This window comes from Streptomyces capitiformicae (genome assembly GCF_002214185.1).
GTDB classification, from domain to species: domain Bacteria; phylum Actinomycetota; class Actinomycetes; order Streptomycetales; family Streptomycetaceae; genus Streptomyces; species Streptomyces capitiformicae.
Map to the genome: position 1 here is coordinate 6,618,363 of NZ_CP022161.1, position 16,959 is coordinate 6,635,321.

Here is a 16,959-nt window from a genome sequence, read left to right on the forward strand (position 1 = left end):
ACGGTCGTTGACCGACGGTCGTTGACTGGAGGTAGTGGATGCGTCTGCGTCGCCCTGTCGCGCGGAAACTGGCGGTTCTGGCGGCTTCGGCCACCGTGGTGTCGGTGGGGGCGGCGGCGCCACCGACCTCCGCCGCGACGGACCCCGTCGAGAAGGCGCCGGTCGCCGTCGGCTACGGCGGGGCCGTCTCCAGCGTCGACCCGGACGCCTCGGCCGCCGGGATCGAGGTGCTGAAAAAGGGCGGCAACGCGGTGGACGCCGCCGTCGCCACGGCCGCCGCGCTCGGCGTCACCGAGCCCTACTCGGCCGGCATCGGCGGAGGCGGCTACTTCGTCTACTACGACGCCAAGTCCCGCAAGGTGCACACCATCGACGGCCGCGAGACCGCACCGCTGAGCGCCGACGAGAACCTCTTCCGGGAGAACGGCACGGCGATCCCCTTCGCGGAGGCCGTCACCAGCGGGCTCAGTGTCGGTACGCCCGGCACGCCCGCCACCTGGCAGAGCGCGCTGAGGAGTTGGGGCAGCAAGCCGCTCGCCAAGCTGCTCAAGCCCGCCGAGAAGCTCGCCCGGGACGGCTTCGTCGTCGACGCGACCTTCCGCTCCCAGACCGCCTCCAACGAGGCCCGGTTCAGGAACTTCCCGGCCACCGTCGACCTGTATCTGCCCGGCGGCGAGCTCCCGGTCGTCGGCTCGACCCTCAAGAACCCCGATCTGGCCCGTACGTACGAGGAGTTGGGTCGCGAGGGCGTCGGTGCCCTCTACCGGGGAGACCTCGCCCAGGACATCGTCGACACCGTCAACAAACCACCGGTGGACCCGGGTTCGGGCTACAACGCACGCCCCGGCGACCTGACGACCGACGACCTCGCCGCGTACCGCACCAAGCGCCAGGCGCCCACGAAGGTGTCGTACCGGGGACTCGACGTCTACGGCATGGCCCCGTCCTCCTCCGGTGGCACGACTGTCGGTGAAGCGCTCAACATCCTTGAGCGGACCGACCTGTCGAAGGCGAGCGATGTCCAGTACCTGCACCGCTTCATCGAGGCGAGCCGTATCGCGTTCGCCGACCGTGGGCGCTGGGTCGGCGACCCCGCCTTCGAGGACGTACCGACGAAGGAACTGCTGTCGCAGAAGTTCGCCGACTCGCGCGAGTGCCTGATCAAGGACGACGCGGTGCTCACCAGCCCCGTCGCCCCGGCCGACCCGCGTAACCCGGCGGCCTGCGCGACGGGCGGTACGGCGGCTCCGACGACGTACGAGGGTGACAGCACCACCCACCTCACGGTCGCCGACAAGTGGGGCAACGTCGTCGCGTACACCCTCACCATCGAGCAGACCGGCGGCAGCGGCATCACCGTGCCGGGCCGGGGCTTCCTGCTCAACAACGAGCTGACGGACTTCTCCTTCACCCCGGCCAACCCGGCGGTGCACGATCCGAACCTGCCGGGGCCGGGCAAGCGGCCGCGCTCGTCGATGTCGCCGACGATCGTGCTGGACCAGCACGGCAAGCCGGTCGTGGCGCTCGGCTCGCCCGGCGGCGCGACCATCATCACCACCGTCCTGCGGACGCTCACCGGCTTCCTCGACCGGGGCATGCCCCTGGTGGACGCGATCGCCGCGCCGCGCGCCAGCCAGCGCAACCAGACCACGACCGAACTCGAACCGGGCCTGTGGAACAGCCCGTTGAAGACCGAGCTCGAAGCCATCGGGCACGGCTTCCGGCAGAACCCGGAGATCGGCGCGGTGGCCGGCGTCCAGCGCCTGCCCCACGGCAAGTGGCTGGCCGCCGCGGAGACCGTACGGCGCGGGGGCGGCGCGGCGATGGTCGTGCACCCCGTGAAGTAGCCGTCATCCAGGGGCGGGCGGCGCCGTACGGAAGGCGAGCCGCCCGTCCTCCGCCTCCACCACCACCCGGCTGCCGGACGGCAGGCGACCGTCCAGGAGCAGCCGGGACAGGGGGTTGTCGACCTCTCGCTGGATTGTGCGGCGCAGCGGCCGGGCGCCGTACTCGGGCTCGTGGCCGTGGCGGGCGAGCCAGTCGACGGCCTGATCGGTGAACTCGATGGTGACGTCCCGCTGGTGCAGCCGGTCCCGGGTGTGCTCCAGCAACAAGCCGGTGATCTGCCGTAGCTGGGCGTCGGAGAGCCGGCGGAAGACGACGATCTCGTCGACGCGGTTGAGGAACTCCGGCCGGAAGTGCTCACGTAGCGGCCTGAGGATCCGCTCGCGCCGCTCCTCGTCGGCCGCCTCGGTGCCGCCCGCCGAGAAGCCCAGGCCCGCCCCGCCGCGACCGATGGCCTCCGAACCCAGATTGCTCGTCATCACGATCACCGTGTTGGTGAAGTCGACCGTGCGGCCCTGGGCGTCGGTGAGCCGGCCGTCGTCGAGGACCTGGAGCAGGATGTTGAAGACGTCCGGGTGGGCCTTCTCGACCTCGTCCAGCAACAGCAACGAGTACGGGTGCCGCCGTACGGTCTCCGTCAGCTGACCGGCCGCCTCGTGGCCGACATAGCCGGGCGGGGCGCCGACCAGCCGGCTGACCGTGTGCCGCTCCTGGTACTCGCTCATGTCGAGGCGCACCATCCGCTCCTCGCTGCCGAAGAGCGCCTCCGCGAGCGCGCGGGCCAGTTCCGTCTTGCCGACACCGGTCGGGCCCAGGAAGAGGAAGCTGCCGATCGGCCGGTCGGGGCTGGAGAGCCCGGCGCGGGAGCGCAGTACGGCGTCGGCGACCACGTCCACCGCCTCGTCCTGCCCGACGACCCGCTGGTGCAGATGTCGGGCCAGCCCGAGAAGCCGTTCCTTCTCCTCCTGGGTGAGGCTGCTGACGGGGATCCCGGTCTGCCGGGACACCACCTCGGCGATGTCCTCGGCGGTGACCTCCAGGCTCTGCCCGTCGTCGGCCTGCTCCTCGCCGTGCCCCTCGGTGATCCTGCTCTTCAACTCGCCGATCCGGTCCCGGAGCCGCGTGGCCTCCTCGTACTCCTCGCCCGCGACCGCCTGGTCCTTGTCCCTGGTCAGCTGTTCGATCTCCCGCTCCAGGGCCCGCACATCCGTTCCCTTCGTGCGGGCCCGCAGCCGCACCCGGGCCCCGGCCTGGTCCATCAGGTCGATGGCCTTGTCGGGCAGCCGGCGCTCGCTGAGATATCGGTCGGACAGGTCCACGGCGGCCACGAGCGCCTCGTCGGGGTAGCGGACCTGGTGGTGGGCCTCGTACCGGTCCCGCAGACCGCGCAGGATCTCCAGGGCGTCCGCGGCGGACGGCTCGGAGACCAGCACCGGCTGGAAGCGGCGGGCCAGTGCCGCGTCCTTCTCGATCCGGCGGTACTCCTCCAGTGTCGTCGCGCCCACGATGTTCAGCTCGCCGCGCGCCAGGGCGGGCTTGAGGATGTTGCCCGCGTCCATCGCGCTGCTCTCGCCCGCGCCGGCGCCCACGACGGTGTGCAACTCGTCGATGAAGACGATCAGTTCCTCGGAGTGCGTGCGTATCTCGTCGACGATGTTCGTCAGCCGCTCCTCGAAGTCCCCGCGGTAACGGGTCCCCGCGACCACCCCGGACAGGTCCAGGGCGACCACCCGGCGCCCGGCGAGCACGTCGGGCACGTCCCCCTCCGCGATGCGCTGGGCCAGCCCCTCCACGACGGCGGTCTTGCCCACGCCCGCCTCGCCGATGAGGACCGGGTTGTTCTTGCCCCGCCGGGAGAGCACCTCCACGGTCTGCTCGATCTCCTCGTCCCGGCCGATCACCGGGTCGATACGGCCCAGCCGCGCGAGGTCGGTGAGATCACGGCCGTACTTGTCGAGCGTCGGGGTCGGGGCGTGGTGCGGCAGATCGGTGCGCGACTGAAGCCCGGCCGGCGTGCCCGCCGCCGGTGGCTCCGACGCCTCCGGCGGCAGCGCCGACGCCGGCAGCCGCGCCGCACCCAGGATGTGCCCGGCGGCCGAGTCCGGGTTCGCGGCGAGGGCGCTCAGGACGTGTTCGGGGCCGATGTAGCCGGAGCCGGTGGCCCTGGCCAGCTCATGGGCGTCCAGCAGAGCCCGTTTGACCGCCGGGGTCAGGGCCAGCGAGTCCGGCGTCGGCCCCTGCCCTGGCCGGTGCCGGACCGGGCCCGACCGCTCGTCGATCTCACCGGCCAACGCGTCGGGATCGGCGCCCGCCCGGGCCACCAGAGACCGGGTCGGCTCGGCCTCGAGCGCGGCCCGCAGCAGATGCTGGGTGTCCAGGTCACTGCTGCCGTGCCGCGCCGCGTACGCCGCCGCATCCGCCACCAGCTGCCGGGCCTGGCCGCTCATCAGCCGCCCGATCTCGATCCGCTGGGGGCGCGGTCCACCGAAAAAGCGTGCGAAGAACTCACTGAAGGGGTCGGGGCCGTAGCCCTCGGGGCCCGGGAATCGGCTGTTCATCCGCTGGCGAGTTCCCTGTCGGCGCGCGGCTATGCCGGACGCCTGATAGCTCGGGAGGGATGGGTTGTGTGGCGGGTGCGGGTGCGGGTGCGGGTGCGGGTGCGGGTGCGGGTGCGGGTGCGTTGTGGTTGCTCGCGCCCCCAAAAAAACTGCCCGCACCCCATGCTGTTAAGGGGCGCGGGGAACCGCACGACCAGCCCTCACGCACCCGCAGTCCGAAGGCGGCCGCAGTCCTACGGCGCTACCGTTCGGTCAGGACACGCGGTCAGGACACGCGGTCCGGACTCCGTGATGGCCACCGTGTGCTCCGCGTGGGCCGCCCGGGAGCCGTCATGCGTTCGCAGCGTCCATCCGTCCGCCGCCTCGTAGAACCCATCCGTGCCGCCGCCGATCAGCATCGGCTCGATGGCCAGCACCAGGCCCGGCCGCAGGGGCAAGCCCCGGCCTGGTCGGCCTTCGTTCGGTACGGGAGGGTCCTCGTGCATGTGGTGTCCGATGCCGTGTCCGCCGAAGCCGTCGAGGATGCCGTATCCGGCGGCGCGGCAGACGGAGCCGATGGCGTGGGCGATGTCACCGATGCGGTTGCCGACGACGGCCGCCTCGATTCCCGCGGCGAGCGCCCGCTCGGCGGTCTCGATGAGCCGCAGGTCGGCCGGGCGGGGCTCGCCGACGGTGAAGCTGATCGCCGAGTCCCCGACCCAGCCGCCCAGTTCCGCACCGCAGTCGATGGACACGAGGTCGCCGTCGCGCAGCCGGTACGAGGTCGGGATGCCGTGCACGATCGCGTCGTTGACCGAGGCGCAGATCACCGCGGGAAAGGGGACGGGCGCGAAGGAGGGCCGATAGCCCAGGAAGGGCGACGAGGCGCCCGCCGCGCGCAGCACCTCACGTGCCACCTCGTCCAGTTCGAGCAGGGATACGCCCACGTCGGCGGCCTTCCGCGCCGCGGTGAGCGCTTGTCCCACGATCTGTCCTGCCTCGTACATCGCGTCGATGGACGCGGGCGTCTTGAGTTCCACCATGCCAATTACTATACCGCTCGATGTCCAATTAATATACCGGTCGCCTGGCGGCGGGCGGCATTAGTATGGGCTCATGGTGCGCACCCCTCTCACCCCCGAAGAGCGCGAACGCGGCGAGCGGCTGGGCCGGTTGCTGCGCGAGGCCCGCGGCAGCCGCAGCATGGTGGAGATCGCCGCCGGCGCCGGCATCTCCGCCGAGACGCTCCGGAAGATCGAGACCGGCCGCGCCCCCACGCCGGCCTTCTTCACGGTCGCCGCCCTGGCCCGCACGCTGGGCCTGTCCATGGACGAACTCGCCGGTCAGTGCGCACCGGTCGCGGTGGTGACACCGGCCGCGGCGGTCGCCTGACCGTTTGTCCTGTCACCTGGGGGGCCGATTTCGCGCACCTCACCCCTACTCCGCCCTCACATCACGCACAGCCGCCACCCGACCGCGCACAGCGCACTGCGTCCACTCCGAAAGCTTCGCGTAGCGCGGCTGTAACACAACTGGTGTTTTCTAGCGGATCGGAGCATTCCAGTCTGCCGGGGAGCATGCGATGGCTGTGGATCAACTCCCGGGTCAAGTGCGGGAGTTCGCCGGTTATCTGAACAAGCTGATGACCAAGCTCGACCAGGGCGGTGGCTGGTGCGCCGTTTTCTGGCAACGCGACCCCGACGGCATGCGCGCCTGTCTCGACGGCTTGGAAGTGCCGCCCTGGGACGTCGTGGAAGCGCTCATGCACGACCTCGCCGTCGCGTACGGCCCGGCGGCCGCGTCCCAGGAGACCGAGCGGGCCCGTGCCCTGCACGGCGCCTCGCTCGCCGCGTACGACTCCCTCCCCGGCGGCCGTGACGCCCTCGGTGACCGACTCGACGGCATGATGCGCGAACAGCGCCTCGCCGCCGAACGCGCCGCCGAACTGACCCGCCTGCTTCAGGTCGCCGCCACCCAGGAGGAGGCCGAGCCGCTCCGCCTCGACCTGGCCTGGGCCCACGACGACCACGAACGCGCCACCGCCCGCTGCGCCGAGCTGCGCACCCGCATCGAGAACCTCGACCGTCGCGCCCCGCACACCCCTGTGCGGGGCGCGACGCGCTTTACGGGGGAGCCCGCCGGGGACGTCGTCCGGTTGCCGGAGCAGGAGGAGGACGCGTCGCAGGGCTCCGGGCACGACGTACATGCGTACGCCGCGGCCTTCCCCGACCTCGACGCCCCGGCCCCGGCCACCCCCGCCCCCGAGCCCCACCGCCCCGACCCGGAACCCCCCGTACCGGCGCCCGCTCCCACCAAGCAGCGCCCCAAACGCCGCCCCCGCGGCGGGGCCCGTTTCGCCGGCGTCGTGGACGCGGAGGAGGCCCCGCCCGTCGTGGTCCCCGAGACGCCGCCGGCCCCCGTCGCCCCCAAGAGCCGCGCCGCCCGGGGAGCTCGGTACGCCGCTGCCGCAGAGCGGGTCGAGCCGGCGCCGGCCCGGCAGGAGCAGGCCCGGCGGCAGCCGCTGGACGACGAGGCGCGGTGGGAGATCGCCGGGACCGTCGGGCAGCTCGTCCGGCTGCGCAAAGAGAGCCGCAGCGGGGAGGCGCACGCACTACTCGTGGAGCTCGCGTACTGGTCCGCCGACCGTTTCCCGCTGCTCGCCGCAGAGATGCACCGGGCGGGGCTGGGCGCCGACTGGGCGACTCTTCTGTGGGAGGCCGCCTCACTGCCGCTGGACCGGCTGATCGCCGTCGCGGACGCGCTGAGCGCGGTGGGGCGAACCACGGACGGGGAGCAGATGCTGCGGCAGGGCGTTCAGCGACCCGCCGAGGAGATCGGCGACGCGGTGCTCGGTCTCGCCGCCGAGGGGCGCGAGCGGGAGGCGCGTGCGCTGCTCGACACGTATGTACACGTACGTACTCCGGAGGAGGCGGCGCGCGTCGCGGAGGTCCAGCCGCAACGGCTCGCGCCCCTCGTCCTGACGGCGGCGCGCGGTGTCTCGGAGGACCGCTACCGGGACGTGATGCACGCACTGCGCGTGGCGGGACTCGCCTGAGCGTGGCGGGTGATCACCCACTGGAGTGCGAAACATGATCGACTCGGCTGGTTAACGGCGATGGTCTTGCCCAGCCCGTCGACGGGGCTTACTTTCAGCCTCTACGGCCTGCGTCTACGGGCGTAGAGGCTGGTAAAGGCTCACCGACTCCCCGTCGAAGGAGCAGCTGGAATGGCCAACGTCGTACGCGCCGCCCTGGTCCAGGCGACCTGGACCGGTGACACGGAGTCCATGGTCGCCAAGCACATCGAGCACGCCCGTGAGGCGGCCAGGCAGGGCGCGAAGGTGATCGGGTTCCAGGAAGTCTTCAACTCGCCCTACTTCTGCCAGGTCCAGGAGCCCGAGCACTACCGCTGGGCGGAACCCGTGCCCGACGGGCCGACCGTCACCCGTATGCGAGAGCTCGCCCGTGAGATCGGCATGGTGATCGTCGTCCCCGTCTTCGAGGTCGAGCAGTCCGGCTTCTACTACAACACCGCCGCCGTGATCGACGCCGACGGCAGCTACCTCGGCAAGTACCGCAAGCACCACATCCCCCAGGTCAAGGGCTTCTGGGAGAAGTACTACTTCAAACCCGGCAACCTCGGCTGGCCGGTCTTCGACACGGCGGTCGGCAAGGTCGGCGTCTACATCTGCTACGACCGCCACTTCCCGGAGGGCTGGCGCCAGCTCGGCCTGAACGGCGCCCAGCTCGTCTACAACCCGTCGGCCACCCATCGCGGCCTCTCCTCCCATCTCTGGAAGCTGGAACAGCCGGCCGCCGCCGTCGCCAACGAGTACTTCGTCGCCGCGATCAACCGGGTCGGCGTGGAGGAGTACGGGGACAACGACTTCTACGGCACCTCGTACTTCGTCGACCCGCGCGGCCAGTTCGTGGGCGACACGGCGAGCGACAAGGACGAGGAACTCCTCGTACGGGACCTCGACTTCGACCTCGTCGAGGAAGTACGCACGCTGTGGGCGTTCTACCGGGACCGCAGGCCGGACGCGTACGAAGGACTCGTCCGGCCGTGACGTGGGCACGATCCGTGCAGCCGTGGCACGGGCCCGGCCGTACCGTCGTGACATACGCAGTACCCGTACAGCAGTGAAAGGAGTGGTGCAGCCGTGACCGACGAACTGCTCGGCCGTCACAAGGCCGTGCTGCCCGACTGGCTCGCGCTCTACTACGCCGACCCGATGGAGATCACTCACGGCGAGGGCCGCCACGTCTGGGACGCCGAGGGCAACAAGTACCTCGACTTCTTCGGCGGCATCCTCACCACGATGACGGCGCACGCGCTGCCCGAGGTCACCAAGGCGGTGAGCGAGCAGGCCGGGCGGATCATCCACTCCTCCACGCTCTACCTCAACCGGCCGATGGTGGAACTCGCGGAGCGCATCGCGCAGTTGTCCGGCATCCCGGACGCCCGCGTCTTCTTCACCACCTCCGGCACCGAGGCCAACGACACCGCGCTGCTGCTGGCGACGGCGTACCGGCGGAGCAACCAGATCCTGGCGATGCGCAACAGCTATCACGGCCGTTCGTTCAGCGCGGTCGGCATCACCGGCAACAAGGGCTGGTCGCCGACCTCGCTGTCCCCGCTCCAGACGCTGTACGTGCACGGCGGCGTCCGGACCCGTGGACCGTACGCCGATCTCAGCGACGCCGACTTCATCACCGCCTGCGTCGCCGACCTGGAGGACCTGCTCGGCCATGTCCGCCCGCCGGCCGCGCTGATCGCCGAGCCCATCCAGGGCGTCGGCGGCTTCACCTCACCGCCGGACGGCCTGTACGCGGCCTTCCGCGAGGTGCTCCAGCGGCACGGGGTGCTGTGGATCGCCGACGAGGTGCAGACCGGCTGGGGCCGCACCGGCGACAACTTCTGGGGCTGGCAGGCACACGGGCAGAACGGGCCGCCGGACATCATCACCTTCGCCAAGGGCATCGGCAACGGCATGTCCATCGGCGGTGTCGTCGCCCGCGCCGAGGTCATGAACTGCCTGGACAGCAACTCGATCTCCACCTTCGGCGGCACCCAGATCACCATGGCAGCCGGCCTCGCCAACCTGGCCTATCTGGTCGAGCACGACCTCCAGGGCAACGCCCGCCGCGTCGGCGGACTGCTCATCGAGCGGCTGCGTGCGATCACGGCCCGGGTCCCCGAGGTCAAGGAAGTACGCGGCCGGGGCCTCATGATCGGCATCGAGCTGGTCAAGCCCGGTACGGAGGAGGCCAACCCGGAGGCGGCGTCCGCCGTCCTGGAGGCCGCCCGCCGGGAGGGCCTGCTGATCGGCAAGGGCGGCGGCCACAACACCAGCGCACTGCGCATCGCGCCCCCGCTCTCGCTGACCGTCGCCGAGGCCGAGGAGGGCGCCGACGCCCTCGAACGCGCTCTGAGGAGCATTCAGTAACGCCCGATGTGAGGAACACAGAGCCATGACCACCGCCTTGGAACCCGCCCTGTCGGTACGCCAGGTCCTCACCCTGGACCGGGTCCTCGCCGGAGAGCCCGAGGTGGTGGCCGGGGCCGGCCAGCTCGACCGGCCCGTGCGCTGGGTGCATGTGGCCGAGGCCGCCGACGTGGGGGTGATGCTCAGCGGCGGCGAGATGGTCCTCACCACCGGCGTCCTCCTCGCCGGCGACGAGGAGGCCCAGGCCGAGTACATCCGCTCCCTGCACCGCGCGGAGGCCTCGGCGGTCGTCCTCGGCCTCGGCCGGGCCTTCCCCACGCCGCCCGACGTGATGCGCCGGGCGGCCGAGCGGTGCGGGCTGCCCATGGTGGTGCTGCACCGGCCGTTCCCCTTCGCCGAGCTGACGGAGGAGGTGCAGTCCCGGCTCGTACGGCGCAAGTTCGCGGCGGTCAGCCTCTCCGAGGCCGTACGGACGGCGCTGACCGGGCTCATCACCGCCGGCGCCCCGCTGCAACGACTCCTCGACGAGATCGCCAAGCACGCGGGCTGTCCGCTCGTCGTCGCCAACCTCGCCCATCGCGTCCTCGCCACGGCGGGGGAGCGGTCCGCGGTCGACGACGTGCTGCGCGACTGGGAGCGCGTCTCCCGGCAGGCGGGGGGCAACGAGGGCGACGGCTGGATCCGCGCCGAACTCGGCGGGCGCGGGGAGCGCTGGGGCCGGATCGTGCTGTGCGGCTACCGCGGCGACACGGCCACCGGGCGGCTGCTCGCGGACCGGGCCGCCGAGGCGCTCGTCCTGCACCGCATGCTCGGCGGCGCGACCCACAGCTGGGAGGAGCAGTCCGCGCAGAGCCTGCTGACGGACCTGGTCTCCGGAGTCGTGCCCGCACGGCAGCTGCTGCCGAGGGCACGGGCCGCCGGGCTCCCGGTCAACCGCCGTACGTTCGTCCCCCTCGTCGTCCGCGACGGCGACCCGGCCCAACTCGACCGTGTCCTGCGCATGTTGGGCCTCTCCGGACTCGTCGCCGAACTGGCGGAGGGCGCCACCGCCGTACTGCTGAGCCTTGCCCGGGACCAGGACGCCGCCGCCCTCACCGCGCACTTCGCGACCCGGCTGCGGTCGGAGTCGGGGGTACGCAGGACCGTCGTGGCCGCCGCGGAGCCGCGCACCGTGTGGGAGGACGTGCCCGCCGGGCTGCGCGAGGCGCAGCATGTGGCGGACGCCGTCGCCCAGTCGGCGACCGGACTCGACCTGCCCGTCGTCGTACGGCTGCGGGACGTCCATCTACGGGGCCTGATCCGTCTCTTGCGCGACGACCCGCACGTCCAGGCCTTCGCCGAGCGGGAGCTGGACGGGCTGCTGTGCGGAGACCGGCACGCCGAGCAGGACCTGCTGCCGGTGCTGCGGACCTATCTCGCCACCGGCCGCAACAAGTCACACACCGCCCAGCTCCACCACGTCAGCCGGCCCGCGCTGTACCGCCGCCTGGAAGCGATAGAGGCCCGGCTCGGCGTGGACCTGGACGACTTCGAGCAGGCCGCGTCCGTCCACATCGCCCTTCTCGCACACGACGCGCAACAGAGCTGAAACACCCTGGGACCTGGGAAAACGCCGGTGAAACATGCGCTCTCGAAGAGATGACACCGTGGAACGCGAAACCCCCGCAGACGTGACACCGTGCAACTCAAACCCGATCTCCGGCCTTCCTACGCTCCTGGGGCGGGCGTCGGAAGTCCCGTCTGCCCGGCGACGCCCGGCACGCACTCTCGCCGCACCGGGCGAAAGCCCAAGTACATCCGGTCCGTCTACGGGGCCTTCCGCCCGGCACGCCGAGAGCACGCTCCCCCACTCTCGGCTGCGCTCGAGCGGGGGGACCCCCACGACGCCGCCGGGCCCGCCCTTCGGGCGGACGACGGGACTTCCGACGCCCGCCCCAGCACACCGAGTGACCGGAGGTCCCGATGAGCAGAGTCATCCGCGCAGCGATCTTCCAGACCGCCTGGACCGGCGACAAGGAATCGATGATCCAGGTCCACGAGCAGGCGGCCCGCGACGCGGCCGCGCAGGGTGCGCAGGTCATGTGCTTCCAGGAGCTGTTCTACGGGCCCTACTTCTGCCAGGTCCAGGACAAGGCGTTCTACGAGTACGCCGAACAGATCCCCGACGGCCCCATCGTCAAGCGCTTCCAGGTGCTCGCCAAGGAGCTGAACCTCGTCCTCGTCCTGCCGATGTACGAGGAGGAGCAGCCGGGTGTCCTCTACAACACGGCCGCCGTGATCGACGCGGACGGCAAGTACCTCGGCAAGTACCGCAAGCACCACATCCCCCAAGTGCCCGGCTTCTGGGAGAAGTTCTACTTCCGCCCGGGCAACGCCGGCTGGCCCGTCTTCGACACGGCGGTCGGCAGGATCGGCGTGTACATCTGCTACGACCGGCACTTCCCGGAGGGCTGGCGCGCGCTGGGGCTCGGCGGTGCCGAGATCGTCTTCAACCCGTCGGCCACCTCACGCGGCCTCTCCCGCTACCTCTGGCAGCTGGAGCAGCCGGCATCCGCCGTCGCCAACGAGTACTTCATCGGCGCGATCAACCGGGTCGGCGTCGAGGACCTCGGCGACAACGACTTCTACGGCACCTCGTACTTCGTCGACCCGGAGGCCCAGTTCGTCGGCGAGGTGGCCAGCGACAAGGAGACGGAACTGGTCGTCCGGGACCTCGACATGGCCAAGCTCCGAGAGGTCCGCGACCGCTGGCAGTTCTTCCGCGACCGCCGCCCGGACGCATACGCACCGCTTACGGCGCCGTAGCAACGCCTCCCCGCGCCCCCGATCTTTCAGGGGCGCGGGGCTGCAACACCATACGGCTCCGCCGCGTGGGCGCGACCAGCCACGACGATCCCGCACTCGACCACAACCGAACGGAGCGTGAACATGAGCGGCCGTACCATCATCCGTGGCGGTCTCGTCATCACAGCCTCGGACGAACTGCACGCCGACGTCCTGATCGAAGACGGCCGAGTCGCCGCGCTGGCGGCGACCGGCACCCCCGCTGCCGATGCCTGGAGGGCAGATCGCACGATCGACGCCACCGGCAAGTACGTGATCCCGGGCGGCGTGGACGCGCACACCCACATGGAGCTGCCCTTCGGCGGCACCTTCGCCTCGGACACCTTCGAGACCGGCACCCGGGCCGCTGCCTGGGGCGGTACGACGACGATCGTCGACTTCGCGGTACAGACCGTGGGCCACACCCTGCGCGAGGGCCTGGACGCCTGGCACGCCAAGGCGGAGGGCAACTGCGCGATCGACTACGCCTTCCACATGATCGTCTCCGACGTCAATCAGGACACCCTGAAGGAGATGGACCTGCTGGTGGAGGAGGGCGTCACCTCCTTCAAGCAGTTCATGGCCTACCCGGGCGTCTTCTACAGCGACGACGGCCAGATCCTGCGCGCCATGCAGCGCTCCGCCGAGAACGGCGGCCTGATCATGATGCACGCGGAGAACGGCATCGCGATCGACGTCCTGGTCGAGCAGGCGCTGGCGCGCGGCGAGACCGACCCCCGGTATCACGGCGAGGTCCGCAAGGCCCTCCTCGAAGCCGAGGCCACCCACCGCGCCATCAAGCTCGCCCAGGTGGCCGGCGCTCCCCTGTACGTCGTGCACGTCTCGGCGATGGAGGCAGTCGCCGAGCTGGCCAAGGCACGCGACGAGGGGCTCAACGTCTTCGGCGAGACCTGCCCGCAGTATCTGTTCCTCTCCACGGACAACCTCGCCGAGCCGGACTTCGAAGGCTCCAAGTACGTGTGCAGCACACCGCTGCGGCCCAAGGAGCACCAGGCCAAACTGTGGCGGGGACTGCGCACGAACGACCTCCAGGTCGTCTCCACCGACCACTGCCCCTTCTGCTTCGTCGGCCAGAAGGAGCTGGGCCGAGGGGACTTCTCGAAGATCCCCAACGGTCTCCCGGGCGTCGAGAACCGTATGGACCTGCTCCACCAGGCGGTCGTCGACGGGCGCATCTCGCGCCGTCGCTGGATCGAGATCGCCTGCGCGACCCCGGCCCGGATGTTCGGCATGTACCCGAAGAAGGGCACGATCGCGCCCGGCGCGGACGCCGACATCGTCATCTACGACCCGCACGCCGAGCAGGTCATGTCCGCCGAGACGCACCACATGAACGTCGACTACTCGGCGTACGAGGGCAAACGCACCACCGGCCGGGTCGAGACGGTCCTCTCGCGCGGCGAACTCGTCATCACCGAGCGGGAGTACACCGGCCACGCCGGGCACGGCGTCTACACGCCCCGCTCCACCTGCCAGTACCTCAACTAGGAAGGGTGCCCTGGACGCCATGGACTTCGGACTCGTCCTGCAGACCGACCCGCCGGCCTCGCGTGTCGTCGAGCTGATGAAGCGCGCCGAGAACAACGGCTTCACCTACGGCTGGACCTTCGACTCCGCCGTGCTGTGGCAGGAGCCGTTCGTCATCTACAGCCAGATCCTGTCGAACACCACGAAGCTGAAGGTCGGCCCGATGGTCACCAACCCGGGCACCCGCACCTGGGAGGTCACCGCCTCGACCTTCGCCACGCTCAACGACATGTTCGGCAACCGCACGGTCTGCGGTATCGGCCGCGGCGACTCCGCGATGCGCGTCGCGGGCCGCACGCCGAACACGCTGGCCCGCATCAGCCAGGCCATGAAGGTCATCCGCGCGCTGGGCTCGGGCCACGAGGCCGACCTCGGCGGCACGGTCGTCAAGTTCCCGTGGATCAAGGAGGACGCCGAACTCCCGGTCTGGATGGCCGCGTACGGCCCGAAGGCCCTGAAGATGACGGGGGAGGAGGCCGACGGTTTCATCCTCCAGCTCTCCGACCTGTACCTCACCGAGTACATGGTCAAGGCGGTCAAGGACGCGGCCGTCGCCGCCGGGCGCGACCCGTCCGAGGTGAAGATCTGCGTCGCGGCGCCCGCGTACATCACCGAGGACGACTCGCCCGAGTCGCTGGCCCACGCGCGCGAGCAGTGCCGCTGGTTCGGCGGGATGGTCGGCAACCATGTCGCCGACCTGGTGTCGAAGTACGGGGAGCACTCCGCCGCCGTACCGGAGGAGCTGACGGACTACATCAAGGCCCGCGAGGGGTACGACTACTCCCACCACGGACGCGCCGACAACCCCGACACCGCGTTCGTGCCCGACGAGATCGTCGACCGGTTCTGCGTCATCGGCACCCCGCAGATGCACATCGAGAAACTGAACGCGTTGCGCGAGCTGGGTGTCGACCAGTTCGCCGTGTACGACATGCACGATGCCCAGGAGGCCGTGATCGACGCGTACGGCACGACGGTCATCCCGGCTGTCAACGGCTGACCCGGGTTCCTTTCCCAGGTCAGCCCCTGCAACAATCCGGAACGCTCCGCTCCACTACGACGCCCACCCCCGACCCCCCACACCTTGACTCCCCTCTCCGGCCGTCCCCGGGGAGGGGGCCCAAGGCCTCCGCACGGCCTTTCTCTCCCGTCCCGCCTCCCTGATTGGCCTGCCCATGACCGACACAGTCCCCACGGGGTCGCCGATATCCCAGTCCGCCGTCAGTGGCGGCCGGATCGAGCTCGCCCCCGAGGCCTTCCCCGCTGACAGCCCCTTCGCCAACGAGGACCTGCGGCCCGTACCGGTCGCCCAGCGCAAGTGGACGACGTACAACTTCGCGGCGCTGTGGATCTCCATGGCGCACTGCATCCCCAGCTGGACGCTGGCCTCCGGTCTGGTCGCCCTCGGCATGGACTGGAAGCAGGCCGTCTTCACCATCGCCCTGGCCAACATCATCGTGCTGCTGCCGATGCTGGCCACCGGGCACGCCGGACCCAAGTACGGCATCCCGTTCCCGGTGCTCGCCCGTGCCTCCTTCGGGCTGCGCGGCGCCAACATCCCGGCGCTGATCCGCGCGGCGGTGGCCTGTGGCTGGTTCGGCATCCAGACCTGGATCGGCGGCTCCGGCATCTTCGCCCTCGGCTCCAAGCTCACCGGCGGTGAGTGGGAGAACGCGGGGAAGATCGCGGGCAACCCCTGGCCGCTGTGGCTCTGCTTCGTCCTCTTCTGGGCGCTGCAGATCGCGATCATCTACCGGGGCATGGACTTCCTGCGGCACTTCGAGAACTGGGCCGCGCCCTTCGTGATCGTCGGCGCCTTCGTGCTGCTGATCTGGATCGCCGTCAAGGCGGACGGCTTCGGCGCGCTGCTCGACCAGCCGTCCAAGCTCGGCTGGGGCCCCGACTTCTGGCCGGTCTTCTTCCCCTCCCTGATGGGCATGATCGGTTTCTGGGCGACCCTCTCCCTGAACATCCCCGACTTCACCCGCTTCGGCGCCAGCCAGAAGGCGCAGACCTGGGGCCAGTCCCTCGGCCTGCCCACCACGATGACCCTCTTCGCGGTCCTGGCCGTGCTGGTCACCTCCGGCTCCGAGGTCGTCTACGGCGAGGCCATCTGGGACCCGGTCACGCTGGCCGCCAAGGCCGACAACGTCTTCGGTCTGCTGTTCGCCCTGATCACCGTGCTGGTCGCCACCATCTCCGTGAACATCGCGGCGAACGTGGTCTCACCGGCGTACGACCTGGCGAACCTCGCGCCGAAGCTGATCAACTTCCGTACGGGTGCTCTGATCACCGGTGTCGTCGGCATCCTGATCTTCCCGTGGAAGCTGATCTCCACGCCCGAGTTCTACATCTTCACCTGGCTCGGCGTGGTCGGCGGACTGCTCGGCACGGTCGCGGGCATCCTCATCGCCGACTACTGGATCATCCGCCGCACGGTCCTGCACCTCGCCGACCTGTACACGCCCGGCGGGCGCTACTGGTACACGAACGGCTGGAACTGGCGGGCGATCGTGGCCTTCGCCGTCGGTGGAGTCCTCGCGGTCGGCGGCTCGTACTCGTCCGTGTCCGCGGACGGTGTGTCGTCCGGCCCGTTCCCGGCCGACGGTCTCATCCCGTTCCTCAAGCCGCTCGCCGACTACGGCTGGGCGGTGGGCCTGGCCGCGTCGATGGCGCTGTACGTGGCGCTGATGGCCGGCCACAAGGAGCGTGCCAAGACCGTCTGAGCGACGTGGACCGGCGGCCGTGCCCAAGAGG

Annotated in this window: 12 protein-coding genes; 10 read left to right on the forward strand and 2 right to left on the reverse strand. The window is 70.6% G+C overall.

Annotated features, from left to right (window positions below):
- Window positions 1–38: 38 nt before the first annotated feature.
- The gene (gene ggt, locus CES90_RS29485) at window positions 39–1,847 is read left to right on the forward strand and encodes a gamma-glutamyltransferase (protein ID WP_229914321.1); all 1,809 of its coding nucleotides are present in this window, start codon (window positions 39–41) and stop codon (window positions 1,845–1,847) included.
- A gap of 3 nt (window positions 1,848–1,850) precedes the next feature.
- On the opposite strand, the gene CES90_RS29490 is transcribed toward ggt, so the two are convergent.
- Both CES90_RS29490 and map read right to left on the reverse strand, forming a co-directional pair.
- Window positions 1,851–4,403: an ATP-dependent Clp protease ATP-binding subunit gene (locus CES90_RS29490; protein ID WP_189787133.1), complete on the reverse strand. Its 2,553-nt coding sequence runs from the start codon at window positions 4,401–4,403 to the stop codon at window positions 1,851–1,853.
- Window positions 4,404–4,636: 233 nt separating this feature from the next.
- Complete coding sequence (gene map, locus CES90_RS29495) at window positions 4,637–5,425, reverse strand: type I methionyl aminopeptidase (protein ID WP_189787134.1); 789 nt, start codon at window positions 5,423–5,425, stop codon at window positions 4,637–4,639.
- A gap of 73 nt (window positions 5,426–5,498) precedes the next feature.
- Between map and CES90_RS29500 the strand changes: the two genes are divergently transcribed.
- From CES90_RS29500 to CES90_RS29540, 9 genes are all read left to right on the forward strand, one after another.
- Complete coding sequence (locus tag CES90_RS29500; RefSeq protein WP_189787135.1) at window positions 5,499–5,774, forward strand: helix-turn-helix domain-containing protein; 276 nt, start codon at window positions 5,499–5,501, stop codon at window positions 5,772–5,774.
- A gap of 190 nt (window positions 5,775–5,964) precedes the next feature.
- Window positions 5,965–7,437 carry a hypothetical protein gene (locus CES90_RS29505; protein ID WP_189787136.1) on the forward strand — a complete coding sequence of 491 codons (1,473 nt, stop codon included), beginning with the start codon at window positions 5,965–5,967 and terminating at the stop codon, window positions 7,435–7,437.
- 171 nt (window positions 7,438–7,608) lie between these two features.
- On the forward strand, window positions 7,609–8,451 hold the full coding sequence (locus CES90_RS29510; RefSeq protein WP_189787137.1) for a nitrilase-related carbon-nitrogen hydrolase: 843 nt from the start codon (window positions 7,609–7,611) through the stop codon (window positions 8,449–8,451).
- A gap of 93 nt (window positions 8,452–8,544) precedes the next feature.
- The gene (locus CES90_RS29515) at window positions 8,545–9,831 is read left to right on the forward strand and encodes an aspartate aminotransferase family protein (protein ID WP_189787138.1); all 1,287 of its coding nucleotides are present in this window, start codon (window positions 8,545–8,547) and stop codon (window positions 9,829–9,831) included.
- A gap of 25 nt (window positions 9,832–9,856) precedes the next feature.
- Window positions 9,857–11,419, forward strand: a complete 1,563-nt coding sequence (locus tag CES90_RS29520; RefSeq protein WP_189787139.1) for a PucR family transcriptional regulator — start codon at window positions 9,857–9,859, stop codon at window positions 11,417–11,419.
- 374 nt (window positions 11,420–11,793) lie between these two features.
- A complete protein-coding gene (locus tag CES90_RS29525) occupies window positions 11,794–12,636 on the forward strand; it encodes a nitrilase-related carbon-nitrogen hydrolase (RefSeq protein ID WP_189787140.1) in 843 nt (280 codons plus the stop codon).
- 123 nt (window positions 12,637–12,759) lie between these two features.
- On the forward strand, window positions 12,760–14,163 hold the full coding sequence (gene hydA / locus CES90_RS29530) for a dihydropyrimidinase (protein WP_189787141.1): 1,404 nt from the start codon (window positions 12,760–12,762) through the stop codon (window positions 14,161–14,163).
- Window positions 14,164–14,182: 19 nt separating this feature from the next.
- Window positions 14,183–15,202, forward strand: a complete 1,020-nt coding sequence (locus tag CES90_RS29535) for a TIGR03842 family LLM class F420-dependent oxidoreductase (protein ID WP_189787142.1) — start codon at window positions 14,183–14,185, stop codon at window positions 15,200–15,202.
- Between the two features lie 175 nt (window positions 15,203–15,377).
- Window positions 15,378–16,928, forward strand: a complete 1,551-nt coding sequence (locus CES90_RS29540) for an NCS1 family nucleobase:cation symporter-1 (protein WP_189787143.1) — start codon at window positions 15,378–15,380, stop codon at window positions 16,926–16,928.
- Window positions 16,929–16,959: the final 31 nt, after the last annotated feature.